Origin of the sequence: Sulfuricella sp. T08 (assembly GCF_000971475.1) — a bacterium.
Lineage (GTDB): Bacteria > Pseudomonadota > Gammaproteobacteria > Burkholderiales > Sulfuricellaceae > Sulfuricella.
Map to the genome: position 1 here is coordinate 1 of NZ_DF967528.1, position 24,955 is coordinate 24,955.

A 24,955-nucleotide genomic window follows, 5' to 3' on the forward strand; every position below is an offset into this window, starting at 1 on the left:
ACACTTATCGGCTGTATATTTTTAAAGAACAGGGCTTCAACCTAATGAAGCAGCGCTTCCTACTACCGAAGCGAGGTGCGCATTCTACAGAGTTGAGGGAAAACGTCAACAACTCTTTAAAACTTAAAACTGGTTGCGGGGGCAGGATTTGAACCTACGACCTTCGGGTTATGAGCCCGACGAGCTGCCAGACTGCTCCACCCCGCGTCGAGAGATGAGACTATAGCAAAATACCCGAAACAGAGTCAAGTAATTTGTGAGGGCGTAAATTAAACAAACACGCCAGAACAACCCAACCCATTGACGAATAAATACATCATAACCATGCCCGGCAAACCCATCACGGAATCAACCTTCGATACTCATACCACTTTATTTAAAGATGCTCTATATTTAAGTCTCTAAACCCGCGCCATGAAACTTGGACGTCCGTGCATATGACGTCCGTGCATATATAGTCTGAATTCGGCAGGAACGACAAACCAAACAACTTTAAATGCACCCCGTTCTCCCAATTCGACCTCCCCTCGGGAGAACCAATGCAGGCAATGCATACCGAGCAAAAGCTAAGCGGATAAATTTATCGAAATTACTTATATAACAATAAAAAGAATGGATAACACCCCTTTTGCATCCATGCTATTCTTCGACGACTTAACGAGTGTTGCCCACTTAATGGAGAATATAAATCATGTCTAAACTAGTAAGGCCGCATGGCGGCGGAGAGCTCAAACCATTGCTGTTAAGCGGCGAGGCTTTGAAACAGGAACTGGCGCGCGCCCAGGCAATGCTTAAGGTGCGCATGAGCTCGCGCGAAACTGGCGACCTTATTATGTTAGGTATCGGAGGCTTCACGCCTCTTGACGGCTTCATGACACATGCTGACTGGGAAGGTGTGTGCGATGGCTACAAAATGGCCAACGGCCTGTTCTGGCCCATTCCTGTGACCTTGTCGACTGACGACGAGAGCGTCAAGGTCGGCGACGATATCGCACTGGTGGACAGCGAAACTGGCGAGATCATGGGCACCATGAAGGTGACCGAGAAATACACGATTGACAAGGCCCACGAGTGCATGGAGGTCTACAAGACCACCGACATGGAGCACCCTGGGGTCAAGATGGTAATGGCTCAGGGCAAATACAACCTGGCCGGCCCGGTCAAGGTATTGTCCACCGGCGGCTTCAAGGAGAAATACGGCGACCAGTTCATGACTCCCGCCGAGACCCGTGCCAAGTTTGAACAAATGGGCTGGTCCAAGATCGCCGCCTTTCAAACACGCAATCCTATGCACCGCTCGCACGAATACCTGGCCAAGATCGCTATCGAGACTATGGACGGCGTGCTGGTCCACTCACTGCTGGGAGCCCTGAAGCCGGGCGACATACCCGCCGATGTCCGCTCCGAAGCCATCAGCACCCTGGTAGACAACTACTTTGCCCCCAACACCGTGATCCAGGCCGGTTACCCGCTCGACATGCGCTATGCAGGCCCACGCGAAGCGCTGCTTCACGCCCTGTTCCGCCAGAATTACGGCTGCTCGCATTTGATCGTCGGCCGTGACCACGCTGGTGTTGGCGATTACTACGGCCCCTTCGACGCCCAGAAGATTTTCGACGAAATTCCCAAGGGTTCACTCGAAACCTTGAACATGAACATCGACTGGACCTTCTGGTGCAACAAGTGCGGCGGCATGGCCTCGCAACGCACCTGTCCTCACACCAAGGACGACCGCATTCTGTTGTCTGGCACAAAAGTGCGCTCAATGCTTTCCGAAGGCCAAGACCTGCCGGTCGAATTCAGCCGCCCAGAAGTCGCCAAGGTGTTGCAGAAGTACTACGCAGGCCTGAGTGCTGAAGAGAATGTCAAGGTTGAGCTGAAAGGCCATTCCGCAAAATAGTTTTTTATGGTTGGCCGGTTACGCAAGTAACTGGCCTTTGTTAATAGTAGTACTGTGATAACTACGAGGAGTAGAAGCAATGCCAACATTTGTACGTACAGAAAAATGTGATGGCTGCAAAGGTCAGGACAAAACTGCTTGCATGTATATTTGCCCCCACGACCTGATGAAGCTGGACAAAGATGGTTCCGAAACCGGTCACGCCATGAAGGCGTTCAACCAGGAACCGGAACAGTGCTGGGAGTGCTACTCCTGCGTGAAAATTTGCCCGCAAAACGCAATCGAAGTCCGTCACTACGCCGATATGGTTCCTCTGGGCGGCTCCGTGCAACCATTGCGCGGTACTGACTCCATCATGTGGACCATCAAATTCCGTAATGGCAGCATGAAGCGTTTCAAATTCCCGATCCGTACCACCCCGGAAGGCTCCATTGATTGCTACGGCGGCAAGCCTGAGGCGGTCATGGCGAACATCACCAAGGCCGGCTTCTTCAACCAAATGAATGGCTTCCGCGCTGGCAACCCCGCTGAACTGATCCGCAAGTAAGATCAGCAAAACGGTAATTGATATAACGAACATTGAAAGGTAAATGCAATGTCTGGAACTTTTGGAAATCCTGAAGTAGTTCAAGAAGAAGTTGACATTCTTCTGATTGGTGGCGGTATGGCCTGCTGCGGCGCCGCCTACGAAATCATGCGCTGGGCTGACGCCGCCAAGGCCGAGTCCGGTATTGATCTGAAAATCAAGCTGGTCGACAAAGCCGCCATGGATCGCTCCGGCGCCGTGGCTCAAGGTCTGTCCGCGATCAACACCTACATCGGTGATACGCAGGATCCTGCGGATTACGCCCGTATGGTGTCCAACGACCTGATGGGCATCACCCGCGACGACCTGGCCTACGATCTGGGCCGCGTTGTTGATGAGTCTGTCCACCTGTTCGAAGAATGGGGTCTGCCGATCTGGAAACTGGACGAAAACGGCGAGCGTCATGACGGCTCCGTCGACATGCCCAAGCTGAAAGACGGTGGCAAGCCTGTGCGTTCTGGCAAATGGCAGATCATGATCAACGGCGAATCCTACAAGTGGATCGTTGCTGAAGCCGCCAAAAAAGCCCTCGGTATGGATCGCATTCAGGAACGTATCTTCATCGTCAAACTGGTGAACGACAAGAACGATCCTAAACGCATCGCCGGTGCTGTTGGATTCTCCACGCGCGACCACAAAGTCATTGTGTACAAGTTCAAGGCCTGCCTGCTGGCTGCCGGTGGTTGCGTTAACCTGTTCCGCCCCCGTTCCGTTGGCGAAGGCCAAGGTCGTGCATGGTATCCAGTCTGGAACGCAGGTTCCACCTACTCCATGGCTGCCGAAGCTGGCGCTGAACTGACCATGATGGAAAACCGTTTCGTGCCTGCCCGTTTCAAAGATGGCTACGGCCCGGTCGGCGCTTGGTTCCTGTTGTTCAAGGCCCAAGCCGTCAACGCCAATGGCGAAGTCTACATGGTTCGTAACAAAGAGATGCTGAACGACTACCCGCCCTATGGCCAAGCAGCCGTTCCTGCCTCCTGCCTGCGTAACCACCTGATGCTGCATGAGATGAAGGAAGGTCGCGGCCCGATTTACATGGACACCGTAACCGCTCTTGCAAAACTGCGCGAGACCCTTTCTCCACGCGAAGTGAAGCATCTGGAAGCAGAAGCCTGGGAAGACTTCCTTGACATGTGTATCGGCCAGTGCGGCGTCTGGGTGGGTGAGAACATCGAACCGGAGAAGAAGAACTCCGAATTGATGCCTACCGAACCCTACCTGCTCGGCTCCCACTCCGGTTGCTGCGGTATCTGGGTATCCGGTCCTGAAGATGTCGGCGCACCGACCTCCGAAGATCACGCAGACGCTGGCAAGATTCCAGCTCACCTGCCAAGCGGCTGGAACTGGGGCTACCGCTCCATGACCACCGTCAAGGGTCTGTTCACCGCCGGCGACGGCGTGGGCGCATCCGGCCACAAATTCTCCTCCGGCTCACACGCTGAAGGCCGTATGTGCGCCAAATCGATGGTCAAGTACTGCATCGACAACAAGGACTGGAAACCAGAACTGGATACCTCTGCCGATGAACTCGTCGCGCAAATCTACCAGCCTGTGCGTAATTTCCTTGAGCACAAGGATTACTCAACAGCTATCGACGTGAACCCTAACTACATCACGCCGAAAATGCTTCAGTTCCGCCTGCAGAAGATCATGGACGAGTACGTTGCTGGCGTTGCCACCTACTACACGACCAACGACAAAATGCTGGCCGTTGCTGAAGAGAAGCTGGGCATGCTGAAGGAAGACGCAATGAAGATGCGTGCGAAAGACCTGCACGAACTGTTGCGTGCATGGGAAAACTACCATCGCATCCTGACGGCTGAAGCTCACATGAAGCACATCCAGTTCCGCGAAGAATCCCGTTACCCGGGCTTCTACTACCGCATGGACAAGAACTTTGTCGATGAGGAAAACTGGAAGTGTTTCGTGAACTCCGTCTACGACAAAACCACCCACAAGTGGACTGTGTTCAAGCGTAAGCATGTCGATATCGTCGACAAGTCCAAGCTGTTCAAGCCTGCCGCTCACTAAGTTAGTTGAGAATAGTTGTAGCAAGCTAAAACCGGGCGCCTCACGGCGCCCGGTTTTTCATTCTGTAAGACCGTAAAACCGTTTTGGTATCATGGACGGCAAGATAATTAGTTTCATGCAACTCTGCGCACATGGGCAGAGTCTAATTTTTAGTTTTTTTGCAGAGCACCAATGAGGTAAGAATGATGGAAAATATTATCAATGAATCCCCCTTTGTCCCCAGCCCGGTTATACCAACCTCGTATGATGGCTCGAAGGTGATCCAGTTTCGTTGCCATAAGGAAATCGCCTGCTTCAACGCCTGCTGCAAGAATATCGACATCACCCTCACCCCCTACGACATCCTGCGCCTGAAGCGCAGACTGGATCTGACTTCGAGCGAATTCCTGCTGGGCTTCACCGAACCCTACGAAATGGACAAGGACAGCATCGCCGGCGTCAAATTCAAGCCCGTAGAAGGCGGAACAGCATGCCAGTTCATGACCGACGAGGGATGCAGCGTCTATGAAGACCGCCCCACTGCCTGCCGCTACTACCCCGTAGCGCTAGTCTCAATGCGTAAGCAAAACGAGAACACCGACACACATTCCTATGCCTTGGTTGAAGAAGCGCACTGCCTGGGACATAAGGAAAACCGTTCCCTGACTATCGACGAATATCGCCACGAGCAAGGCCTGGAAGACTATGACGAACAAGGCCGCGGCTGGCGCCAACTGATCCTGAAGAAGAAATCTTCCGGCCCGACCGTCGGAACGCCCTCCAAGCGCAGCCTGCAATTGTTCTTCATGGCCTGCTACGATCTCGATCGTTTCCGAGATTTCGTCTTCAGCGATTCGTTCAACGAGGTGTACGATCTGCCCGACGACCTCAAGAAAACGCTTGCCGAGGACGAAATTGAACTGATGCAATTCGGCTTCCGTTTTCTCCGGCAGGTCATGTTCAGCGAAGAAAGCATTGCCGTGAAAGCCGACGCCTTTGACAAGCGCCTGGCAAAAAAACAGGAACGTGAGGCAGCGGGTCTTATATCCAGCGAACCGGCACCAGCACTTACTCCAGACTCACCCTACGACCACCCTGAGTGCGGTTGCGACTGAGGCGATCACGTGCAAGCTCGCGCCCTGACCACTGAAGAGTACTTCGTCGAAACGGAGCCTTATTACGAGGCCACCGGTGACGAAATCGCCATTTTCGAGGCAGCCTATCAAAATAAACTGCCCATCTTACTCAAGGGACCGACCGGTTGTGGCAAGACCCGTTTCATGGAATACATGGCATGGCGGCTGAAACGCCCCCTGATCACGGTTTCCTGTCATGATGACCTGACCGCCTCCGACCTGGTCGGGCGCTTTCTGATCAAGGGTGGAGAGACAGTATGGGTAGATGGTCCGCTTGCCCGTGCCGTGCGTGCCGGAGCAATCTGCTATCTGGATGAAATCGTGGAAGCGCGGAAGGATGCCATTGTGGTGATCCATCCCCTCGCCGATGACCGCCGCGTACTGCCGATGGAAAAGTTGGGCACCCTGCTGCAGGCTAACGACGACTTCTGCCTGGCAATTTCCTACAACCCCGGCTACCAGAGCGTACTCAAGGATCTCAAGCAAAGCACCCGGCAACGTTTTGTTGCTCTGGAATTCGATTACCCCAGTGCAGACCTGGAACGCAAGATTGTTGCCAAGGAATCCGGCGTAGGCACCGCACTGGCTGAAAAACTGGTCAAATTCGCTCACATGACCCGTAATCTCAAAGGCAGTGGTCTGGATGAAGGCGCCAGTACCCGCCTTCTGGTGCATGCAGGCAAGCTCATCGCTTCCGGCGTGGAACCGATTGCCGCCTGCCGCAGCGCCATTGCCCAGGCAATTACCGACGACGCTGAAATGCTGGCGGCAGTTCGAGAACTTTCTACTTCGCTTTTCTAGCACATGGCGGATAACCACCCGTTATCGGCCGAACAGATCAGACAGGCTCTGGAACAGTGGCTCGAGGTGGAGTTCACCTTTATCCTGGTAGATGATCTGGCTGCCTCGATTGCAGCCCTGCCTCGTGAAAATCAGGATTTCCTGCTCGGCTGGGTAAGGCGCATCGCTACCACCAACATCCAGATCGCCCACCAGTTCGCCCTCCGTGCCATTAGCCAGCTCGCTCACATGGACCGGCGCATGATCGAAGCCTGGGCATTGCATGCCATGGACACCTATGACCGAGCCGGATCAAGCCCCGCTTTCAAGGTAATCAACGAACTGGACAACTTCGCCCAACTCAGTCACGAACATGCCGCAGGCGCGCTATTCGAGGAGGTTGGTGGCATCCTGCTGACTTTCGTGCGCGGGCTTTCGGGGCGCCATCTCAAGCTGGAAAAAGGCGAAGCGACCTACACTGACAGCGAGACCCTGTTTCTGCCTGCCGTGGTTGCCCAGATGCGAGAGGCGGCGGATAACTTCAAGCTGTGCAAGGCCATGGTGGCTCTGCTGTGGGCACAGACCCGTTTCGGCACCTTCCGCATCAACCTGACCGAAGCACTAAAACCCTACCCGGATAGCGACAAAGCGCTGAAACAGTTCCACGCCCTGGAAACCCTGCGCCTGGAGGCCTGTATCGGCCGCGAACTTCCTGGCCTGTACCGAGAAATGCAACGACTCAAAACCGAGACTGGCGTGAGCCTGCCGGCTGGCTGGGAACACTATGCAGCCGATCTCGCCCGACCGGAAGCCAGCGTGGCCGACAGCCTCAGTCTTCTGGAGCGGGTTTATCCTGGCGCAGCGCCCGATGCTGTTTGCTACCAGGGTGAGTTGCGGCTCGACGCCGTGGCCGCCAGTATCGCGACGCGGGTAGAACGGGAAAAGATGCTGCTGCGGGTCAAACTGGCGCAGGAGCTTGAAAAGCAAACCATAGAAACCCGCCCCGACGCTCCGAGTTTCGACGTTAAACAGATAGCAGCAGACGACCGCAGTGATTTGCCGCGCATGGAAATCACTCTGGATGATGCGCCGATCGCACCCCCTGACGGCGTGAACCAGCTACTCACCTCGATTTTTCTCGATCTGGGCGAGATCCCTCCCGAATATTTGGTTCCAGCAGGACCAGGCGAATACGATTCCTCCTTGCTCGATGAAAAAACCCAGGACCCTGATACGGTATGGCAGGGCACCTACCATGAGGAAGGGGCAAGCCTTTACCCGGAGTGGGATTTTGGCCGGCAGCACTACCGCAAGAACTGGTGCGTGCTGCGCGAGAAGGATGTGAAACCGCTGAATGATGGATTTTTGCAGCAGACACTGGATAAACACAGCGGCCTGGTCAAGCACTTGCGCCGCACCTTTGAGGCAATGCGCGACGAAAACCGGTTATTGAAGCGCGAACCGTCTGGTGATGAAGTGGATATTGATGCATTGATCGAGGCGTTGGCCGATGCCCGCGACGGCAGCGAAATGAGCGACCGTCTTTTCATGCGCATGCACCGCAGCGAGCGCAACATCGCGGTCATGTTCATGGTGGACATGAGCGGCTCAACCAAGGGCTGGATCAATGATGCGGAACGCGAATCCCTGATTCTGTTATGCGAAACGCTGGAACTGCTGGGCGACCGCTACGCCATCTATGGATTTTCAGGCATCACCCGCAAACGCTGCGAAATATTCCGCGTCAAAAGCTTCGACGAACCCTATGGAGAAATGGTGCAACGGCGCATCGCAGGCATCTCCCCGCAGGAGTACACCCGCATGGGTGTCGCAATCCGCCATCTCTCCGCCATTCTCAATGAAGTCGACGCACGCACCAAGCTCCTAATCACGCTCTCGGATGGAAAACCGGACGACTACCATGACGGCTATCGTGGCCAATACGGCATCGAGGACACCCGCATGGCACTGATCGAAGCCAAGCGCAGCGGCATCCATCCGTTCTGCATAACGATAGATACCGAAGGGCGCGACTACCTGCCCCACATGTATGGCGCCGTGAACTACACTGTTATTGCTGACGTGAAAGAACTGCCTCTTAAAGTGACTGATATTTATCGACGGCTAACGCGTTAAGCCTATCTTATCAATTCATTTGACAGCGAATAAAAACTAGTGCAATATTTAGACATATTCTAAATTTAACCCCACCAATAAGGAGAGTAAACATGGCCGTTCTCGTAGGCAAAGCCGCACCTGACTTCACAGCCGCTACCGTGCTGGGCAACAACACCATCGATGAAAACTTCAACTTCAAAGCCCATACCAAGGGCAAGTATGCGGTGATCTTCTTCTACCCGCTGGACTTTACCTTTGTCTGCCCATCCGAGCTGATCGCCTTCGATCATCGCCTGAAAGAATTTAAAGACCGCAACGTGGAAGTGATCGGCGTGTCCATCGACTCCCATTTCACTCACCTGGCGTGGAAAAATACCGCTGTCAACAACGGCGGCATTGGCCAGGTTGCCTACCCCCTGGTAGCCGACATCAAGCACGAAATCTGCAAAGCTTATGACGTCGAAGCTGAAGGAGGCGTAGCCTATCGTGGCTCCTTCCTGATCGACAAGACCGGCATCGTGCGTCACCAAGTCGTGAACGACCTGCCTCTGGGACGCAACATCGATGAAATGCTGCGCATGATCGATGCTCTGCAATTCACCGAACAGCATGGCGAAGTCTGCCCAGCAGGCTGGAGCAAAGGCAAGGCCGGCATGAAGGCTGACACCAAAGGCGTTGCCGATTACCTGGCCAAGCACGCTGGCGAGCTGTAATCCAGCAAGCAAGCCAAAGTAGGAAATAGAAAAAGGGGGCATTGCCCCCTTTTTCTATTTGTACGCGCTTTAAATTGGAAGAAAAACTGCGGTAGCCACACTCTGGATGGCGCGTACGATGGTGCGATTGGTCTTTTCCGCGATGATTCTGGCCAGGGTGTCCTGTTGCGCGATCAGCTTGCCAAATTCACGCTCGAAGCTCATATTGCGGCTGGTTGCATCGTTTTCATTGCTGAGCAGGAACAACTCCCCCCGATTGTCACGCGTGCCACTAAGCTTCCAGACTGCGATCTCGACATTACGTGCACTATTGTAGAGCTTCTGCGGATCGAGTTCATCGAGGACATAAAGCTCGGCCTTGTCATTGTACGAGGCCATGATCATGGTCGCCAGGCCCGCGATAAAAGCCAGCACCCTGTCCCCCTGATAGCTTTCCTGGAAGGCAAGGTAGAAACACTCGGCTCCGCGCTTTCCGTTCAACTCAGGAAAGCGCCAGTCATGCCCGGCGTCAAATGCCCGCGCCATAGCACTTTCCATAGAGGGTTGCCCACCCTTCTTCCATTCGCGAGGGTTACGTCGATAGAGCTTTTCCATCAGCGTGCGCAGATGGCCGAAACTCTCCTGCTGGTGAATCTCGGCCACCGTATCGATATCAGTTTTTACAAAAGAGGAGATTTTCAGGTCGGATGAAGCCGGGGGACGCTTCTTGCCATCTGTCCGGAGCGGAGCAGAAGCGCAGGCAGAAAGAAAAACAACCAGGAAGGAAAGGAGCAAAGCGGTTTTTGCGTTCATCCCGTGGAAGCGCTGTTTAAGTGTATGCACAGTATAACTGTTTGCCACCCCCGCAGAAAGTTCGCTAACAGAGGGAGACGCTATACACCACAAACGAAAAACCGGATGCTGACCGGCGAATCAAGCCGCCAATCCAACCATGCCTTTGCCCAGCGCCATCTCAATGACTCGATCGAAATCACGATAAAATGGCTTATGCAGGAAAAAACAATGACAATTATTTATATCATTACAATCCTGGCACAGCCCGCACAGGGACTCACACTTGAATACTTTTTTGATCGCTTCCGGGGCATGTGTAGCAAGAATCACCAGCCGGGTATTCGGTTTGACTGCCTTGATTTTGTCAACTAGCGAAAACCCGGTGACCAGCGGAGATAGCATATCGACAATTACCAGCGACCAATGATCAGGATCATTCTGATAGGCATGCAATGCCACTGAAGGCTCAGTGAAATACCTGGCACTCACGCCATCCTGGTGCGAAAGTATCTCTAAATAAAGACATGTTGACACATCATCGCTAACAATCATGAAATTCATCTTATCGCCTCCCACATGCATCCCCATTAACTTTAACTAGTGATTCAAGTCTACCGCCGGATAAAATAAAAACCATCGGGAGAAGAATAATTGTGTAGCGGGCAACACACCAAATAGACGATAGGTGGAAATACGATAAATTTCTAGGGGATTCCACTAATTATTAAGGATAGCCAAATAGATTCTGGCCGATTTTCCGTAATCAAGCCGATAACATCTGCATGCCTCATGAAGCATGTCTGATGCCATTCCAGCGAAACCGATGGCATCTTATTCCGGATAATGATGCTTGCCGACACTCACACGCTTCGCCTGCAATCCCTCGGCAGCGGGTTCCTCCAGGAACTGAACTTCACTGCCGATTTCAAGCTTGTCAAAGTCCGGATGGCTTACGTTATCCCGGCTGAAATAAAGCTCGTCACCATCCGGCGTGTCGATAAAACCAAAGCCCTCTTCCGGAAATAGCCTGGCTATATGGCCATGACGCGGTGATTCATGAATTTTTGTATCGCCACGCTGGCGCCGCCCGTAATCCTCCAACTGACGCCTTGCCGCATCGAATGTGTCTCGCAACGCCACATAAAGGTCTTCATGGAGGTCGCGATTGACCACCAACTCCGCGCCAGGAACAGTGATGTCGAGTCGCACATTAAAAAGCTTGCCTTGGTGTTTATGTTTTCCCGCAAATTCGAGCGTAACTTTGCAGCCAACAATGCGGGAATTGAATGATTCCAGTTTTTCCACCTTCTCCCTGATATGTGTTTCCACCGCCTCGGAATGGGGCATGTCGCGCATGACTATTTGGAGTGGGCGTTGCATGGTCATACCTCCCTAAAATTAATGCCTGAGATGGGCTTCCTTGGACTGTTCACGCGGGCTAACCTTGGCCAGTTCAGTCATTTCCTCAGCCAGAAGATCCAGGATATCATCCGCCGATACAATGCCCGCCAGCCCGCCTTCCCGGTCGACAACCGGGATACGTCGTATCCCCTTGTTGCGCATCAGCTCGATAGTCTCGAACACACCCTCGTTTTCCTGAACGCTGACCAGTTGCGGGCTCATGATATCACCCACGGTGAAGTCATTAAAATCCAGGGCTTTTGCGATAATTTCAACGACAATGTCTCGGTCGGTCACAATACCGACAGGCATCCGCCTACCGTCAACGACATCCACAACCACCAGGTCACCCACGTGGCTCTTGCGCATGAGCTGCGCAGCCGCTGGAATGGTGGTTTTTCTCGTGGCGAAAACGACCTCGCGGTTACAAAACTCTCCAATGGGCATGGCGCTTCCTCTCAAATAATTACAGGTCTGGGGATGAAAATCTTGGCAAATGGGTAACACTTGTTTTCAATATAGAACATTTTGCGAGAACGATACGCAAACTGCCTTTTATGCCTTATCCAACCAGACTTCCAAGCCCTGAGAATTGAGTTCGATATCATTCTCCAGCAACATGCGGTTTTCATCCGGGGAAAGCCGGCAACCATGCGCATCGAGGCATTCCAGCAGATAATTCTCCAATCCTTCTACCAACCGCTGATGGCGCATCGCCCCGGCATCACGCACCCCCTCAGCGATGTTCACGAAATCGTCAAGCCTGCGATGAAGATCATCCGCCAGACGAGATAACTGTGTCACGCGGCCATAGTGGGTCAGGTAAGCGGCGCGGGGATGGTGGGACATGATCAGGTCTATGGAATCATGCGCCGCCTCCTGCTCGAACTGCACGGGCGTAGTCGTAGGAAAAATGAACTCGCGCCCGTCGACATCAAACTCACGGTATGAAATCCCGAAGGTATCTCCGGTAAAGACACCCCCACTACGCTCATCAAAAATGCAGAAATGATGGCGTGCGTGACCCGGCGTATCAAGGAACAACAGCCTCCGGCCGTTCAGTTCCAGAGTGAATTCATGTGGAGCCTCGATCACGCGCTCGGTGGGAACCGGCACGATTTCCCCATAGGACTGCCTGAACGGCTCCTCGCCATAAACCGCGACCGAGCCCGCCACCAGCCTTGAAGGATCGATCATGTGGCGCGCTCCGCGCGGATGCACGACCAGCATCGCCTCGGGAAACAATCGCATCATCTCGCCTGCACCACCCGCGTGATCGAGATGGACATGGGTCACAATCACATAGGCCACATCTTCCGGGCGCAGGTTTTTCCGCCGCATCACCTCCAGCACACCGGGCACCGAGAAATTCGTCCCGGTATCGATAAAAGCCGCCTTGTTGCCTTCGACCAGCAAGTGGATCGCGGCCAGGCCGGGCCGGATGTGATGGGCGTCTATCGCGGCAATCCCGTCATCGTAATCCTGATAGCGATCAGTCATGGCCATTGCCTTCCGAAAAAATATCCAATTAACGGTACAATTCTATATCTGGAGAGTAAAAATACCATGACTACCATCCGTCAAGAAGACTTAATCGCCAGCGTCGCTGACGCACTGCAATACATTTCCTACTACCACCCCATCGACTACATCAAGGCGCTGGGAGAAGCCTACGAACGGGAGGCTTCTCCTGCTGCCAGGGACGCCATCGCCCAGATCCTCACCAACTCGCGCATGAGCGCGCAAGGCCACCGACCGATCTGCCAGGATACCGGCATCGTGGTGGCCTTCGTCAAGGTCGGCATGGACGTGCGCTGGGAATCGCAGATGAGCGTCACCGACATGGTCAACGAAGGCGTACGCCGCGCCTACCTGAACCCGGACAACGTGTTGCGCGCCTCGGTAGTGGCCGACCCTGCCGGTACGCGCAAGAACACCCGCGACAACACCCCGGCAGTGATCCACTATGAGATCGTTCCCGGCGACAAAGTAGAAATCATCCTCGCGGCCAAGGGCGGCGGCTCGGAAAACAAAGCCAAATTCGTCATCCTCAACCCGTCGGACAGCCTCGTCGACTGGGTGCTGAAGACTGTCCCCACCATGGGCGCGGGCTGGTGCCCGCCGGGAATCCTGGGCATCGGCCTCGGCGGCACCGCGGAAAAAGCCATGCTGCTCGCCAAGGAAGCCCTGATGGAGCCGGTCGACATCCACGAACTGCAAGCGCGCGGGCCGCAAAACCGGGTGGAGGAACTGCGCCTGGAACTGTTTGAAAAAGTGAATGCGCTGGGCATCGGTGCGCAGGGACTGGGCGGCCTCACCACCGTGGTGGACATCAAGATCAAAGACTACCCGACCCACGCCGCCGGCCTGCCGGTCGGAATGATCCCCAACTGCGCCGCCACCCGCCACATCCACTTCACCCTCGACGGCAGCGGCCCGGCCGTGCTGACCCCGCCCAATCTCGACGAATGGCCAAAAGTCGACTGGCAGCCCGCCCCCGATTCACGCCGCGTCAATCTCGACGCCGTCACGCGCGAAGAGATCGCCACCTGGAAACCGGGCGAAGCCCTGCTCCTGTCTGGCAAGCTGCTCACCGGCCGCGACGCCGCCCACAAGCGCATCGCCGACCTGTTTGCCAAAGGGGAAAAACTTCCGGAGGGCGTGGATTTCAGCAACCACTTCATCTACTACGTCGGACCCGTCGACCCGGTGCGCGACGAAGTGGTCGGCCCCGCCGGCCCCACCACGGCGACACGCATGGACAAGTTCACCGACATGATGCTGGATAAAACCGGCCTGATCGGCATGATAGGCAAAGCCGAGCGCGGCCCGGCAGCGATCGAAAGCATCAGGAAGCACAAGGCGGTTTACCTGATGGCGGTGGGCGGCGCGGCCTACCTCGTGGCCAAGGCAATCAAGGCTTCCAGGGTGCTGGCCTTCGCCGACCTGGGTATGGAAGCGATCTACGAATTCGAGGTCAAGGACATGCCGGTCATCGTGGCGGTGGACGCCAACGGCACGTCGGTGCATAAAACCGGACCGGCGGAGTGGCGCATAAAGATCGGCAAAATCCCAGTAGCCAAACATAATTAACCGCTAAGGACGCAAAGGTGCGCGAAAGAAGGATATAGAATGTTTTTCCTTTGCGTTACCTTGCGTCCCTTGCGTCCCTTGCGGTAAAAAAATGCTTGAACCCGCCATCAAAAACACTCTCACCCTGCCGATGCAGGAGGTCTATTACCGCCTCTATCGCTACGACAGCGCACCCCCGCGCCGGCTTCTGCTGCTCCATGGCGGTGGCGTGGCGGGCAAGATCACTTGGGGCGGAATTCTCCCCCATTTAAAACACTGGAACGAAATCCTGGTCCCCGACCTGCGCGGCACCGGCAAGACCCGCTACCCCGACCACAAGGAACACGGTTTCGAAGCCGAGGAAGTATTGGCCGACCTAGCTGCCCTGCTCGATCACCTGGCCTGGAGCAAATTCGACCTGGGCGGCTACTCTTACGGCGGAATGATCGCCATGCTGCTCAAAGCCGCCCGCCCGGCAGCGGTGGAAAAAACCTACCTGCTCGAACCCGCCCTGCTCGGCAAGATGAGCGACGAAGAATCCATCCGCTCGCGCGATTTGATCCTGCACGCCGCCAAGCGGCTGCGCGAGCTGGAAAACGTGGGGGAAGGACTGGAACTATTCCTCGACGCCGTCGCCCCTAACCGCAGCCGCGGCTCGAAGAACGAGGAAATCATCCGCGAGAGACTGTCTCACCGCCCGGCAGGCCTGGCCTGCGCCATCGAGTGCGTCTCCCACGCTGCCAAACGTCTCGACCGTGCCGCCCTGATTGCCGCCCAGGCCAACGTCAGCAGCTTCATCGGCGGCCGCTCCCACCCTGCGGTTTACCAACTGTGCCAGAAGATAGCGGAGGGCAGGAACGACTGGGCCTGCCACCTGATCCAGGGCGCCGACCACGCCTTGCCGTTCCAGAAGCCGGAGGTCATTGCCGAATTGATGAACAAGGATATAGAAATATGTAGCCTGGATGCAGCGCAGCGGAATCCGGGTTAACATCCCACCATGGTTCTCTACCGCCGCAACCGCCTGCCGGGCGGAACCTTCTTTTTCACAGCAACCCTGCGTGACCGATCATCCCGTGTTCTGGTGGAACATATCGCCCCATTACGCGAAGCATTCCGCGCCGTTCGCCGCCTGCGCCCGTTCCATATTGACGCAATCGTAGTGCTTCCCGACCACCTTCACACCATTTGGACGCTGCCGCCAGGCGACGACGATTTCCCCGGTCGGTGGCGCGCAATCAAGAGCGCATTCACCCGTTCGGTCGTAAAATCCGGCCTGACCGTCGCGCGCAACCGAAAAGGTGAATACGCGCTATGGCAACGACGTTATTGGGAACACACCGTCACTGATGACTTGGATTTTCAGCACCACGTGGATTACATCCATTTCAACCCGGTCAAACACGGCTTGGTGAAGCGTGTGGCGGATTGGCAGCATTCCTCTTTCCACCGTTACGTTCAACAGGGAATTCTTGTGCCTGAATGGGCGGGAACACCGGGAGAAGGTGGGGGAAATTTTGGGGAATAGTCAGTTTTGGTATCCCCGGATTCCGCTACGCTGCATCCGGGCTACATGCTGAGGCTCGCCGACCCGGTGGATGATCCGGAAATCAAACGCCGCTACCGGGAACTGGCGATGGAACACCACCCCGACCGGGGCGGCGAAATGGAAAAACTTCAGGCCATCAACGCTGCCAAGGGGCTTCTGGAACCGCTTCGGGGGCGGTAATGCCATGCCCTGGCCTGAAGGGCGGATACAGGCTGTGGCCCTTGAGTTCGCCGGCCTGCACGGTTTTTCGTGAAGTTGTCGTCCAGTGACGAATTAGTGCTCAATCTCAAGCACATCAGACAGGTCTTGCTTGTATGCAGGATAACCAAGTTCTTTAGTGTTATCAGTCCAACCAAGGGCCGCAAGAACTGAATAGGAATGAAAGTGTTTGTCGCCATAGAGGTTAAATGAAAGGCCGTTCCCAGGGGCAGGCCACAGATTGTGTAGGTGGTTGAAGACAACTTCGTTCAAGACGCTCAACCTTTTCTCGCCGAAATGGTTGTACTGATTCCGACCGGCGTACACGATCATGCCCATAGGCAGGTGACCTATGTCTCTACCAACGCAGAACTCTTCGGGTAGTAAAAAGGCCCGTTTTGAGCGAGCCTTGGGGTTTTCTTGTATTAGTCGATTGATCTCGGATTCGAAGTAAAGGGCGTTATCGGACTTACCCTTGCGAACTGCATAGCGCTCTATGGCAACGTATGCGATCTGAAGGATTGAACCTGCGATTACTTCACGCGCTACGTCAGTGCTAGAGAAATTTTCCTTGTGTTTGTCGAGCTCTTCGCGCGTCCTTGATTTGGTTAATTCGACAAACGCTTGCATCTTGTGCCAACCATAACTGTTAAGTAACCTGAAGAGCCCCTCCGTCGCGGGAGCGGTGCTAGTCATGTATGAGTGCGCGCCTTCCATTTTTAATGCTTATGTTTGACGAGCTTGGGAAATAATTCATCCAGAATTCCTTTGAGGCTCGCAGACCTATACCCTAGACCATACAAGCTTTTGAATTCCGATCGCGAGTGGCATTTTTTGGCAGCTTCCCGTACATTCGCCAGATCGTTCCAGAACCCCTTTGGTTTTTTAGCGGCAGGAATAAGAGCCATGCACTCTTCTAGGTACCCGTGATGTTTGGCATGTCGCCAAGCCCCGCTATATCTACGATGAAACTCGCTGCGGCTCGATGAGTTTTTGGCCGCCTCTATTGATTTTGACTTGCTCCATTTCAGATCTTGGAGATCCTGTTCGTCACCGATAGACTTGTGGGCCCCGCCACCGCCCAGGCTTCCGCCAGCACCAAGCTTGGCAATGTTTAAAATAACATAGCCTCTTCTTCGGTAGCCTTCAGCTGTTTCTAGCTCCATTATCGGAGCTTTTTCCTTTGAGTAAAGTTCAGAGGATTCGATGAAGCGATATTTAACCCCAGCAAGAATCTTTTCTCTTATCAAGCTCGTTGCTAGATTTTCGCTCGTGTTGTGCTCTGCGAGTTGCTAGGTTGAAGGTCAGGCCTATATAGACACTTTTGTCCTCAAATTCGATCGCATATATGCACCGCATGAAGTGGTTTCCGAGCCTCTTCATATGAGAGCATATTTCATCAATCACTCCCATTTCACAAGCCACTTTATATGCGCCGGGGCGAGTATCCATAAAATCTTTTCTGCTCACGTATTGGTTCGCTGCATTCTTCAAAGACGTCACATTCCACCCTTCGTTAGACGCCTCGATACCGATGTTATGAGCGACGCGCCCCTTTCTTGGGTCGGTCATGTGTGAAAAAAGCTCATCCCATTTATTTATCTTGATGGTCTCGTACCCTGTTCGAAATCGCTGGCGCATTTCAAGCTTGCTCTGGCATTCAAGCGCAGCAAGACAGCAGTTTTTATAATTATTCCAGTGTCCAGCAGGCCTGATCTTTCTATCAAAGGCCCAAAACACATCGTCCCAGTTATTCTCCTTGGCGGAAGACCACGCACCGAACGAGCCACTTCTGAATTCTTTGGCAGTCCTATATTTCGATGCCTCTGCCATTACATTTTCTTTGCTTTTCCACCGTAAAGACATCGATCTAGGCCTGGACTCAAAATGCTCAAATACCTCCAACCAGTTATTCTGGAGCGCAATATTGTAGGCTTGGCGGGCCGCGAGTTTAAAGTCGTTTCTGTAACGATATTTTTTTGCTTCTGCCAATACGTTATTTATGTCGCTCCAGTAACCACGAGGTGTCAAATTAGCAAGATGGGGAAATATATCGTTTAGAAGGCCGTGCTTCTTTGCCCACCAATAAGCGCCGCCATGAGCTTCCTGAAATTCTGTCCTGCTGACAAAACCAGAAGTTAGCTCTATGAGCCCTGCAACAGTGTATTTTTCTTCTTTTTTCATGTCCCCGGTAACTATCAGAGATCCAAAAATACTAGGTCATCCTGACCCAATCTACATGCTTATAGCACTGAACTAGAAGTCGAGTTTTGCAGCAAGTGTTTGCCCACCGTAGCCAAATCGTAACTTCACATAAATATATCACCCTTAATATTGGGCTTTCTATGAATTTCCTTGAATCATGCGGGTGATGCAAAGTTATGAATTAAAACTGATTAATATACTAGCAAGCGTAGCCCGGATGCAGCGCAGCGGAATCCGGGAAATGCCTCACTCCGCCCCCTTCACCAGCACCTCCCGATTCCCGTTGCTCTGCATCGCCGAAACCAGCCCCGCCTTTTCCATCTGCTCAATCAACCGCGCCGCGCGGTTGTAGCCGATCCTGAGCTGGCGTTGCACCAGCGAGATCGAGGCGCGGCGCGATTTGAGCACGAGCGCCACGGCCTGGTCGTACATCGGGTCGGATTCGGCGTCGCCGCCTGCTTCACCACCCTCGCCCTCGACGGCCACTTCCGGTGCATCGAGGATGCCTTCGACGTAATCCGGCGCGCCCAGCGCTTTCAGATACTCGACCACCTTGTGCACTTCGTGGTCGGCGACGTAGGCGCCGTGCACGCGCTGCGGGTAGCCGGTGCCGGGTGGCAGGTAGAGCATGTCGCCTTGGCCGAGCAGGGCTTCGGCGCCCATCTGGTCGAGGATGGTGCGCGAGTCGATCTTGCTCGACACCTGAAAGGCGACGCGGGTCGGGATATTGGCCTTGATCAAGCCGGTGATCACGTCCACCGACGGACGCTGCGTCGCCAGCACGAGGTGGATGCCGGAGGCACGCGCCTTCTGCGCCAGACGGGCGATCAGCTCCTCAACCTTCTTGCCGACCATCATCATCATGTCGGCCAGTTCATCGATCAGCACCACGATGAAGGGCATTTCCTCCAGGGGTTCGGGGGCGTCCGGCGTGAGGCTGAAGGGGTTGGGCAGCTTCGCTCCGGATTTCTCCGCTTCGCGCACCTTCTGGTTGTAACCGGCCAGGTTGCGCACGCCCAGCGCCGACATCAGACGGTAGCGCCGCTCCATCTCGGCAACGCACCAGTTGAGCGCATTGGCGGCGTGCTTCATGTCGGTCACCACCGGCGCGAGCAGGTGGGGAATGCCTTCATAGACGGATAGCTCGAGCATTTTCGGGTCGACCAGGATCAGCCGCACCTTGGAGGGATCGGCCTTGTAGACCAGGCTCAAAATCATGGCGTTGATCGCCACCGATTTACCCGAGCCGGTAGTGCCCGCCACCAGCACGTGCGGCATTTTTCCCAGGTCCGCCACCACCGCCTTGCCGGCGATGTCCTTGCCCATGGCAATGGTGAGCGGCGAGGCCATGTCGGCGTAAACCTTCGAGCCGAGAATCTCGCGCAGTCGCACCACCTGCCGCTTGGGATTGGGGATTTCCAGCCCCATGCAGTTTTTGCCAGGGATGGTCTCCACCAGGCGGATGCTGACCACCGACAGGGCGCGCGCCAGATCCCTGACCAGGTTGGTGATCTGGCTGCCCTTCACGCCCACCGCCGGCTCGATCTCGTAGCGCGTGATCACCGGGCCGGGATAGGCGGCGATGACTTTTACCTCGACGCCGAAATCGGCCAGCTTGCGCTCGATCAGGCGGGAGGTGTATTCCAGGGTATCCGGGCTGAGCGTTTCGGTATCGGCTTCCGCTTCATCCAGCAGGTTCAGTGGAGGCAAAGGTGAATCCGGCAAGTTATCGAACAGCGGAGCCTGCACCTCGCGCTCGGTGAGCGGAACCTGGGGGATGCTTATCTGCGGCTGCTCGATGTGGACCGGCTTGTGGTCATCGACCCGCTTTTTCTCTTCCACCACTTCCTCGCGCTTGTTCAGCGCCACCGAACCGGCGCGCCGGTCCTGCCAGGCATCCCAGGTCTTGATGATCCACAGGTAGCTGTTTTCCATGGCGGCGCCGAGGCCTTCCATGAACTTCAGCCACGACATGCCGGTGAACAGGCTGAAGCCCACCGCCATGCTCAGCAGCAATATCAGCGTGGCACCGGTGAAGCCGATGTGAGTAGCCAGATAGGTGCTGACCACCGATCCGATCATCCCTCCCGGCGCAAGCGGAAGGGCGGTTTTAAGGCTGTACAGACGCAAAGCTTCCAGGCCACTGCTGGCAAACAGGAGAATGAAAAAACCGGTGGCTGCAACGAACAGCGAGCGCCGGTCGGACGAGCCCGCGCTTTCAATGCGCCGGTAGCCCCACCAGACCACATACAGGGAAAACACCACCCACCAGTAGGCTGAAAAACCGAAGACATAAAGCAGCATGTCCGCCAGCCAGGCGCCCACCTCGCCGCCGGTATTGCTAACGGTCAGCCTGCTGCCGCTGTGCGACCAACCCGGGTCGGCATGGTCGTAGCTGAACAATACCAGCGTCAGATACAGGGCCAATACCACCACCGCCAGCCAGCGCGCCTCGCGGAGCAAGCCGGACAATTTCGGCGAGAGCGGTTCGGGGGGAGCCCGGCGGTTCGAGCCCCGCGTATTCAGGGAGGAATGCTTATTCAGAAAGGCCATTGATATTTGATTTACTTGTAGAAGCGCCTATGTAAGCCCAGGTTAATTGTCTGGTCTGACCGAAAAAAACATCACGAATTATAGCGCCATCATACCAAGAAGTGAGGCGTTCTAATCAACGACATGAAATGACTGCAGCGGCTGGCCAGTCTCATGCTTTAATGTGCCTGGATTGGCCTTGAAGTCCTGAAGGATTTGCCTAAACATTCAATAGCAATTAAAATTAGAATAATTCTAATTGCTAGATTAATTTTTATACCTCAAGTGGCAATAAATCAGCCTTTGAGATACCCTTACTTTTTTATGGAGAATGCTCAAGATGTCCGTGAAACACTGCAAATTACTTATTCTTGGCTCCGGCCCTGCCGGCTACACTGCAGCCATTTACGCCGCCCGCGCCAACCTGAATCCCGTGATAATCACCGGTATGCAGCAAGGCGGCCAGCTCACCACCACCACCGAAGTGGACAATTGGCCCGCCGACGTCATGGGCGTGCAGGGACCTGAACTGATGGAGCGCTTCCAGAAACATGCCGAGCGCTTCAATACCGAAATCATTTTCGACCAGATCCATACCGCCAAGCTCACCGAGAAGCCATTTACCCTGATCGGCGACTCCGGCACCTATACCTGCGACGCACTGATCATTGCCACCGGCGCCTCCGCCAAATACCTCGGCCTGCCATCCGAACAGGCATTCATGGGCAAGGGCGTGTCCGGCTGCGCGACCTGCGATGGTTTCTTCTACAAGAACCAGGACGTCGCCGTGGTCGGTGGCGGCAACTCCGCCATCGAAGAGGCGCTGTACCTGTCCAACATCGCCAAGCATGTCACGCTGGTGCACCGCCGCGACACCTTCAAAGCGGAAAAGATCATGGTCGACAAGCTGCACGACAGGATCAAGAACGGCAACATCAGCCTCGAAGCATTTTGCGAACTGGATGAGGTGCTGGGCGACAAGACCGGCGTTACCGGCATGCGCATCAAGAATGTAAAAGACGGCAACACCAAGGATATCCAGCTGCAGGGCATCTTCATCGCCATCGGCCACAAGCCCAATACCGATCTGTTCGAAGGGCAACTGGAGATGGAGGGCGGCTACATCGTCACCCACGGCGGTCACAAAGGTAATGCCACCCAGACCAGCATAGAGGGCGTTTACGCCGCCGGCGACGTGCAGGATCACATCTACCGCCAGGCCATCACCAGCGCCGGTACCGGCTGCCAGGCCGCACTCGACGCGGAGCGCTATCTCGACGACTTGGGCAAGTGACCGGAAAACGCAAAACTCCTAAAGAACACAAGGGTGACGGCAAAACAGCGCCACCACCCTTGTCCGATGACGAGTCCAACCTCTTCCGCACCAGCATCGGCGACACCCGGCCATTGCCGGATAACGGCAAGACCGTCTTTCCTCCCAACCTCCCCTGGCCTGATCTACGGCGAAACCGAACTGACACAAACCCGCTGCCGGCGGATGCCTTAAGCGACCATATCCCCCAGGAGCTGACAGAAACCGGAGAGGAACTTTTCTTCCAGCGCCCCGGCGTGGCGCCTCTGACCATGAAGAGACTGCGCCGCGGTTACTGGGCAATTCAGGCAGAACTTGATCTGCACGGCATGACCAGCGACGAAGCCCGGGCCTGCTTGATCGAATTCCTCGATGAATGCAAACAACTTGGCCTGCGCTGCGTGCGGGTCATACACGGAAAGGGGCTTAGCTCCCGGAACCGCGAGCCGGTATTAAAGCTGAAAGCGGCCAGCTGGCTGATGCAACGCGATGAGGTTCTGGCTTTCTGCCAGGCACGGCCGATAGATGGCGGCAGCGGCGCGGTGATCGTGCTTCTCAAGGTAGTCCGGCGCTAATCACTGGATTTCGCAACCTCCCTCCCTTACAATCTCTACCCTTCAGCAGTCCATACTTCGCCCCTACCATGATCGAAAATACGCCTGACGCACTTGAGGTTTCCATTGTTGTTCCGATTTACAACGAGGAAGAGAACCTCAGCGAGTTGTTACGCAGGGTCCATGAGGCGATGGAACCCACAGGACGATCCTGGGAACTGATTTGCATCGACGATTGCTCGTCCGACACTTCCGCTTCTCTGCTGGAACAATTCGCCACCACCCGCCCCTGGCTGCGCCCGCTTTACCTGATTCGCAACTACGGCCAGTCGGCGGCGATGCAGGCCGGCTTCGACGCGGCCTCCGGTGCCGTGGTCGTCACCCTCGACGGCGACTTGCAGAACGACCCGGCCGACATTCCCGGCCTGCTGGACATGCTCGACCAGAGGCCGGAAATCGACATCATTTCCGGCTGGCGCAAATACCGCCAGGACCGTTACATCAACCGCAAGCTGCCCTCGATGATCGCCAATGGCCTGATTTCGCGCATGACCGGCGTCCACCTGCATGATTACGGCTGCTCGCTCAAGGTTTACCGCAGCGAAAGCATCCGCGACGTGAAGATCTATGGTGAGTTGCACCGTTTCATCCCGGCACTCGCCGCGCAGTTCGGCGCCAAGGTGATAGAAGTACCGGTTTCCCATCACGCCCGCATGCACGGCAAATCCAAGTACGGCATCGACCGTACTCTGCGGGTGGTTCTCGACCTGCTCTGGGTAAAGTTTCTGCTGCGCTTTTTGCACCGGCCGATACACGCCTTCGGCGGAGCCGGCATTACCCTGCTCCTGCCCGGCCTGCTGGCGCTGGGCGTTCTCGTGGTCGAAAAACTGTTCCTCGGCGAAAACATCGGCGGCCGTCCGCTCCTTCTGCTCGGCGTAATGCTAACCCTGATGGGCGTACAACTGATCGCCATGGGCCTGCTGGGCGAGATCCTGATTCGCATCTACCACGAACCCGCCGGTCGGGCACAATACCTGTTGCGGGCCGCCCCGCGCCGACGCGGAATCGCTCCATCCAAAGCCGCTCCAGAGCCGCATTCTTGAGCAAAACCGGTATCAAAATCCTGCGTTTTATCGCCGCGAGCTTCCTGCTCGCGGCCGTAATCTGGTACGCCAACCCGGCCAAGCTGGTAAAAACCCTGAGCAGCGTAGAATTGCGCTGGTTCGCCCTGGCGGTAGCCGCCTCTATCTTGGCCAACGTCGCCTCCGCCCTGCGCTGGGCGCACATCGCCCGCCTCTTCAGCCTTACCGCGCCAGCGTTGCCGCTTATCGCCATCTATGGGCGCGGGGTGACGATCAACAACCTTCTACCCGGCGCAACCCTGAGCGGCGACATGTTGCGTGCCTACCAGCTGCACAAGCTAGGCAATCCGCTCGGGCAATCCACCCTCAGCGTCGTGCTCGACCGCTTCAGCGGCCTCTGGGTGCTGTGCCTGGTCTCTGCTGTAGCGGCGGCGCTGTGGAGCGGCACGAACTTCCTGACACACGACCCAGCCCTGGCGCAAAAACTGACCATTTACGCCTCCCTGCTCGGCAGCCTGATTCTGCTGCCCTTCCTGCCGCTGCCGCGCTTTGAGCCCAAGGGTCAAAGCAAGCTCGATGGACTGCTTAGATCATGGAACAAGCTTGCCCAGCAACTAGTCTTGTTTCGCAACAACCTGCCCAAGTCGGCGCTGCAATCTGTGATGGTCCAGTTCTTTTCATCACTTGCGTTCTGGCTCGGCGGGATTTCGGTTGGACTGGATATCTCTTACTGGCTGGTGCTGGCGCTATGCGCACCGGTATTCATCATCGCCGCCCTGCCGGTCGGCATCGGCGGATGGGGTACACGCGAATTCGCTGCGGTACTGGTATTCGGCTTCGCCGGCGTTTCCGGCGAGATAGCCACCGCGACGGCCATCCTTTACGGTCTGTGCGCCGTGATTCAGGGCATCCTCTACGCCCCACTATTCCTGTTATCCAGGGATTAGCAGATTTGTAGCCTGGATGCAGGCCAAAGGCCGGAATCCGGGGCACCGGTGGAATGCTTCCCCGGATTCCGCTACGCTCCATCCAG

The 24,955-nt window shown here is 55.5% G+C and carries 24 protein-coding genes and 1 tRNA gene; 15 read left to right on the forward strand and 10 right to left on the reverse strand.

The annotated features are described in order from the left end of the window. Window positions 1-130: 130 nt before the first annotated feature. Window positions 131-207: transfer RNA gene (locus SCT_RS04295), tRNA-Met, on the reverse strand. Window positions 208-691: 484 nt separating this feature from the next. Between SCT_RS04295 and sat the strand changes: the two genes are divergently transcribed. The 7 genes from sat (at window position 692) to SCT_RS04330 (ending at window position 9,243) form a co-directional block, all read left to right on the forward strand. Next, entirely contained in the window at window positions 692-1,900 is a 1,209-nt protein-coding gene (sat, locus tag SCT_RS04300) for a sulfate adenylyltransferase (RefSeq protein WP_059419471.1), read from the forward strand. A gap of 79 nt (window positions 1,901-1,979) precedes the next feature. Beyond that, window positions 1,980-2,447, forward strand: a complete 468-nt coding sequence (aprB, locus tag SCT_RS04305) for an adenylyl-sulfate reductase subunit beta (RefSeq protein ID WP_041673408.1) — start codon at window positions 1,980-1,982, stop codon at window positions 2,445-2,447. A gap of 48 nt (window positions 2,448-2,495) precedes the next feature. Next, window positions 2,496-4,517: an adenylyl-sulfate reductase subunit alpha gene (gene aprA, locus SCT_RS04310; RefSeq protein WP_059419473.1), complete on the forward strand. Its 2,022-nt coding sequence runs from the start codon at window positions 2,496-2,498 to the stop codon at window positions 4,515-4,517. Between the two features lie 182 nt (window positions 4,518-4,699). Beyond that, entirely contained in the window at window positions 4,700-5,611 is a 912-nt protein-coding gene (locus SCT_RS04315; RefSeq protein ID WP_237759606.1) for a YkgJ family cysteine cluster protein, read from the forward strand. A 9-nt stretch (window positions 5,612-5,620) separates the two neighbouring features. Continuing rightward, window positions 5,621-6,433, forward strand: a complete 813-nt coding sequence (locus SCT_RS04320; RefSeq protein WP_059419476.1) for a CbbQ/NirQ/NorQ/GpvN family protein — start codon at window positions 5,621-5,623, stop codon at window positions 6,431-6,433. A gap of 3 nt (window positions 6,434-6,436) precedes the next feature. Next, a complete protein-coding gene (locus tag SCT_RS04325) occupies window positions 6,437-8,548 on the forward strand; it encodes a nitric oxide reductase activation protein NorD (RefSeq protein WP_059419478.1) in 2,112 nt (703 codons plus the stop codon). 92 nt (window positions 8,549-8,640) lie between these two features. Beyond that, entirely contained in the window at window positions 8,641-9,243 is a 603-nt protein-coding gene (locus SCT_RS04330) for a peroxiredoxin (RefSeq protein WP_059419483.1), read from the forward strand. Window positions 9,244-9,312: 69 nt separating this feature from the next. On the opposite strand, the gene SCT_RS04335 is transcribed toward SCT_RS04330, so the two are convergent. The 5 genes from SCT_RS04335 to SCT_RS04355 form a co-directional block, all read right to left on the reverse strand. Beyond that, the gene (locus tag SCT_RS04335) at window positions 9,313-10,065 is read right to left on the reverse strand and encodes a hypothetical protein (RefSeq protein ID WP_237759607.1); all 753 of its coding nucleotides are present in this window, start codon (window positions 10,063-10,065) and stop codon (window positions 9,313-9,315) included. A 90-nt stretch (window positions 10,066-10,155) separates the two neighbouring features. Continuing rightward, window positions 10,156-10,578 carry a response regulator transcription factor gene (locus tag SCT_RS04340; RefSeq protein WP_059419488.1) on the reverse strand — a complete coding sequence of 141 codons (423 nt, stop codon included), beginning with the start codon at window positions 10,576-10,578 and terminating at the stop codon, window positions 10,156-10,158. 270 nt (window positions 10,579-10,848) lie between these two features. Beyond that, complete coding sequence (locus tag SCT_RS04345; RefSeq protein WP_059419493.1) at window positions 10,849-11,397, reverse strand: HPF/RaiA family ribosome-associated protein; 549 nt, start codon at window positions 11,395-11,397, stop codon at window positions 10,849-10,851. Window positions 11,398-11,415: 18 nt separating this feature from the next. After that, window positions 11,416-11,865, reverse strand: a complete 450-nt coding sequence (locus tag SCT_RS04350) for a CBS domain-containing protein (protein WP_059419496.1) — start codon at window positions 11,863-11,865, stop codon at window positions 11,416-11,418. 108 nt (window positions 11,866-11,973) lie between these two features. Continuing rightward, complete coding sequence (locus SCT_RS04355) at window positions 11,974-12,918, reverse strand: MBL fold metallo-hydrolase (protein ID WP_059420076.1); 945 nt, start codon at window positions 12,916-12,918, stop codon at window positions 11,974-11,976. A gap of 66 nt (window positions 12,919-12,984) precedes the next feature. On the opposite strand from SCT_RS04355, the gene SCT_RS04360 reads away from it, so the two are divergent. The 4 genes from SCT_RS04360 to SCT_RS04375 all read left to right on the forward strand — a co-directional run bounded on the left by SCT_RS04360 (window position 12,985) and on the right by SCT_RS04375 (window position 16,219). Continuing rightward, the gene (locus tag SCT_RS04360) at window positions 12,985-14,511 is read left to right on the forward strand and encodes a fumarate hydratase (protein WP_059419498.1); all 1,527 of its coding nucleotides are present in this window, start codon (window positions 12,985-12,987) and stop codon (window positions 14,509-14,511) included. 91 nt (window positions 14,512-14,602) lie between these two features. Next, window positions 14,603-15,481, forward strand: a complete 879-nt coding sequence (locus SCT_RS04365) for an alpha/beta fold hydrolase (protein WP_059419501.1) — start codon at window positions 14,603-14,605, stop codon at window positions 15,479-15,481. A gap of 9 nt (window positions 15,482-15,490) precedes the next feature. Next, window positions 15,491-16,018, forward strand: coding sequence for a transposase (locus SCT_RS04370; protein WP_059419502.1), 528 nt, complete (start codon window positions 15,491-15,493; stop codon window positions 16,016-16,018). 6 nt (window positions 16,019-16,024) lie between these two features. Beyond that, window positions 16,025-16,219, forward strand: coding sequence for a DnaJ family molecular chaperone (locus tag SCT_RS04375; RefSeq protein WP_059419504.1), 195 nt, complete (start codon window positions 16,025-16,027; stop codon window positions 16,217-16,219). 93 nt (window positions 16,220-16,312) lie between these two features. Here SCT_RS04375 and SCT_RS04380 read toward each other — a convergent pair whose 3' ends face one another. The 4 genes from SCT_RS04380 to SCT_RS04395 all read right to left on the reverse strand — a co-directional run bounded on the left by SCT_RS04380 (window position 16,313) and on the right by SCT_RS04395 (window position 20,995). Further along, a complete protein-coding gene (locus tag SCT_RS04380) occupies window positions 16,313-16,933 on the reverse strand; it encodes a hypothetical protein (protein WP_144408219.1) in 621 nt (206 codons plus the stop codon). A gap of 23 nt (window positions 16,934-16,956) precedes the next feature. Further along, window positions 16,957-17,487: a hypothetical protein gene (locus SCT_RS04385; RefSeq protein ID WP_144408220.1), complete on the reverse strand. Its 531-nt coding sequence runs from the start codon at window positions 17,485-17,487 to the stop codon at window positions 16,957-16,959. Continuing rightward, complete coding sequence (locus SCT_RS04390; RefSeq protein WP_059419511.1) at window positions 17,456-18,421, reverse strand: hypothetical protein; 966 nt, start codon at window positions 18,419-18,421, stop codon at window positions 17,456-17,458. Before SCT_RS04390 ends, SCT_RS04385 begins: the two co-directional genes overlap by 32 nt. Before the next feature lie 267 nt (window positions 18,422-18,688). Next, window positions 18,689-20,995 (reverse strand): DNA translocase FtsK, encoded by a 2,307-nt coding sequence (locus tag SCT_RS04395; RefSeq protein WP_059419513.1) that lies wholly within the window; start codon window positions 20,993-20,995, stop codon window positions 18,689-18,691. A gap of 319 nt (window positions 20,996-21,314) precedes the next feature. Here SCT_RS04395 and trxB point away from each other — a divergent pair, with 319 nt between their 5' ends. The 4 genes from trxB to SCT_RS04415 all read left to right on the forward strand — a co-directional run bounded on the left by trxB (window position 21,315) and on the right by SCT_RS04415 (window position 24,869). Next, window positions 21,315-22,268: a thioredoxin-disulfide reductase gene (gene trxB / locus SCT_RS04400; RefSeq protein ID WP_059419515.1), complete on the forward strand. Its 954-nt coding sequence runs from the start codon at window positions 21,315-21,317 to the stop codon at window positions 22,266-22,268. After that, window positions 22,265-22,861, forward strand: coding sequence for a Smr/MutS family protein (locus SCT_RS04405; RefSeq protein WP_082098176.1), 597 nt, complete (start codon window positions 22,265-22,267; stop codon window positions 22,859-22,861). Before trxB ends, SCT_RS04405 begins: the two co-directional genes overlap by 4 nt. A gap of 68 nt (window positions 22,862-22,929) precedes the next feature. Beyond that, window positions 22,930-23,943, forward strand: coding sequence for a glycosyltransferase family 2 protein (locus SCT_RS04410; protein ID WP_059419517.1), 1,014 nt, complete (start codon window positions 22,930-22,932; stop codon window positions 23,941-23,943). Further along, window positions 23,940-24,869, forward strand: coding sequence for a lysylphosphatidylglycerol synthase transmembrane domain-containing protein (locus SCT_RS04415; protein ID WP_059419520.1), 930 nt, complete (start codon window positions 23,940-23,942; stop codon window positions 24,867-24,869). Before SCT_RS04410 ends, SCT_RS04415 begins: the two co-directional genes overlap by 4 nt. Window positions 24,870-24,955: the final 86 nt, after the last annotated feature.

What these genes read in the sequence shown, in the direction of transcription:
- sat (WP_059419471.1), top strand. Translation starts at nt 692, where the DNA reads ATGTCTAAACTAGTAAGGCCGCATGGCGGCGGAGAGCTCAAACCATTG.
- aprB (WP_041673408.1), top strand. Translation starts at nt 1,980, where the DNA reads ATGCCAACATTTGTACGTACAGAAAAATGTGATGGCTGCAAAGGTCAG.
- aprA (WP_059419473.1), top strand. Translation starts at nt 2,496, where the DNA reads ATGTCTGGAACTTTTGGAAATCCTGAAGTAGTTCAAGAAGAAGTTGAC.
- SCT_RS04315 (WP_237759606.1), top strand. Translation starts at nt 4,700, where the DNA reads ATGATGGAAAATATTATCAATGAATCCCCCTTTGTCCCCAGCCCGGTT.
- SCT_RS04325 (WP_059419478.1), top strand. Translation starts at nt 6,437, where the DNA reads ATGGCGGATAACCACCCGTTATCGGCCGAACAGATCAGACAGGCTCTG.
- SCT_RS04330 (WP_059419483.1), top strand. Translation starts at nt 8,641, where the DNA reads ATGGCCGTTCTCGTAGGCAAAGCCGCACCTGACTTCACAGCCGCTACC.
- SCT_RS04340 (WP_059419488.1), bottom strand. Translation starts at nt 10,578, where the DNA reads ATGAATTTCATGATTGTTAGCGATGATGTGTCAACATGTCTTTATTTA.
- SCT_RS04345 (WP_059419493.1), bottom strand. Translation starts at nt 11,397, where the DNA reads ATGCAACGCCCACTCCAAATAGTCATGCGCGACATGCCCCATTCCGAG.
- SCT_RS04350 (WP_059419496.1), bottom strand. Translation starts at nt 11,865, where the DNA reads ATGCCCATTGGAGAGTTTTGTAACCGCGAGGTCGTTTTCGCCACGAGA.
- SCT_RS04355 (WP_059420076.1), bottom strand. Translation starts at nt 12,918, where the DNA reads ATGACTGATCGCTATCAGGATTACGATGACGGGATTGCCGCGATAGAC.
- SCT_RS04360 (WP_059419498.1), top strand. Translation starts at nt 12,985, where the DNA reads ATGACTACCATCCGTCAAGAAGACTTAATCGCCAGCGTCGCTGACGCA.
- SCT_RS04365 (WP_059419501.1), top strand. Translation starts at nt 14,603, where the DNA reads ATGCTTGAACCCGCCATCAAAAACACTCTCACCCTGCCGATGCAGGAG.
- SCT_RS04370 (WP_059419502.1), top strand. Translation starts at nt 15,491, where the DNA reads ATGGTTCTCTACCGCCGCAACCGCCTGCCGGGCGGAACCTTCTTTTTC.
- SCT_RS04380 (WP_144408219.1), bottom strand. Translation starts at nt 16,933, where the DNA reads ATGACTAGCACCGCTCCCGCGACGGAGGGGCTCTTCAGGTTACTTAAC.
- SCT_RS04390 (WP_059419511.1), bottom strand. Translation starts at nt 18,421, where the DNA reads ATGAAAAAAGAAGAAAAATACACTGTTGCAGGGCTCATAGAGCTAACT.
- SCT_RS04395 (WP_059419513.1), bottom strand. Translation starts at nt 20,995, where the DNA reads ATGGCCTTTCTGAATAAGCATTCCTCCCTGAATACGCGGGGCTCGAAC.
- trxB (WP_059419515.1), top strand. Translation starts at nt 21,315, where the DNA reads ATGTCCGTGAAACACTGCAAATTACTTATTCTTGGCTCCGGCCCTGCC.
- SCT_RS04410 (WP_059419517.1), top strand. Translation starts at nt 22,930, where the DNA reads ATGATCGAAAATACGCCTGACGCACTTGAGGTTTCCATTGTTGTTCCG.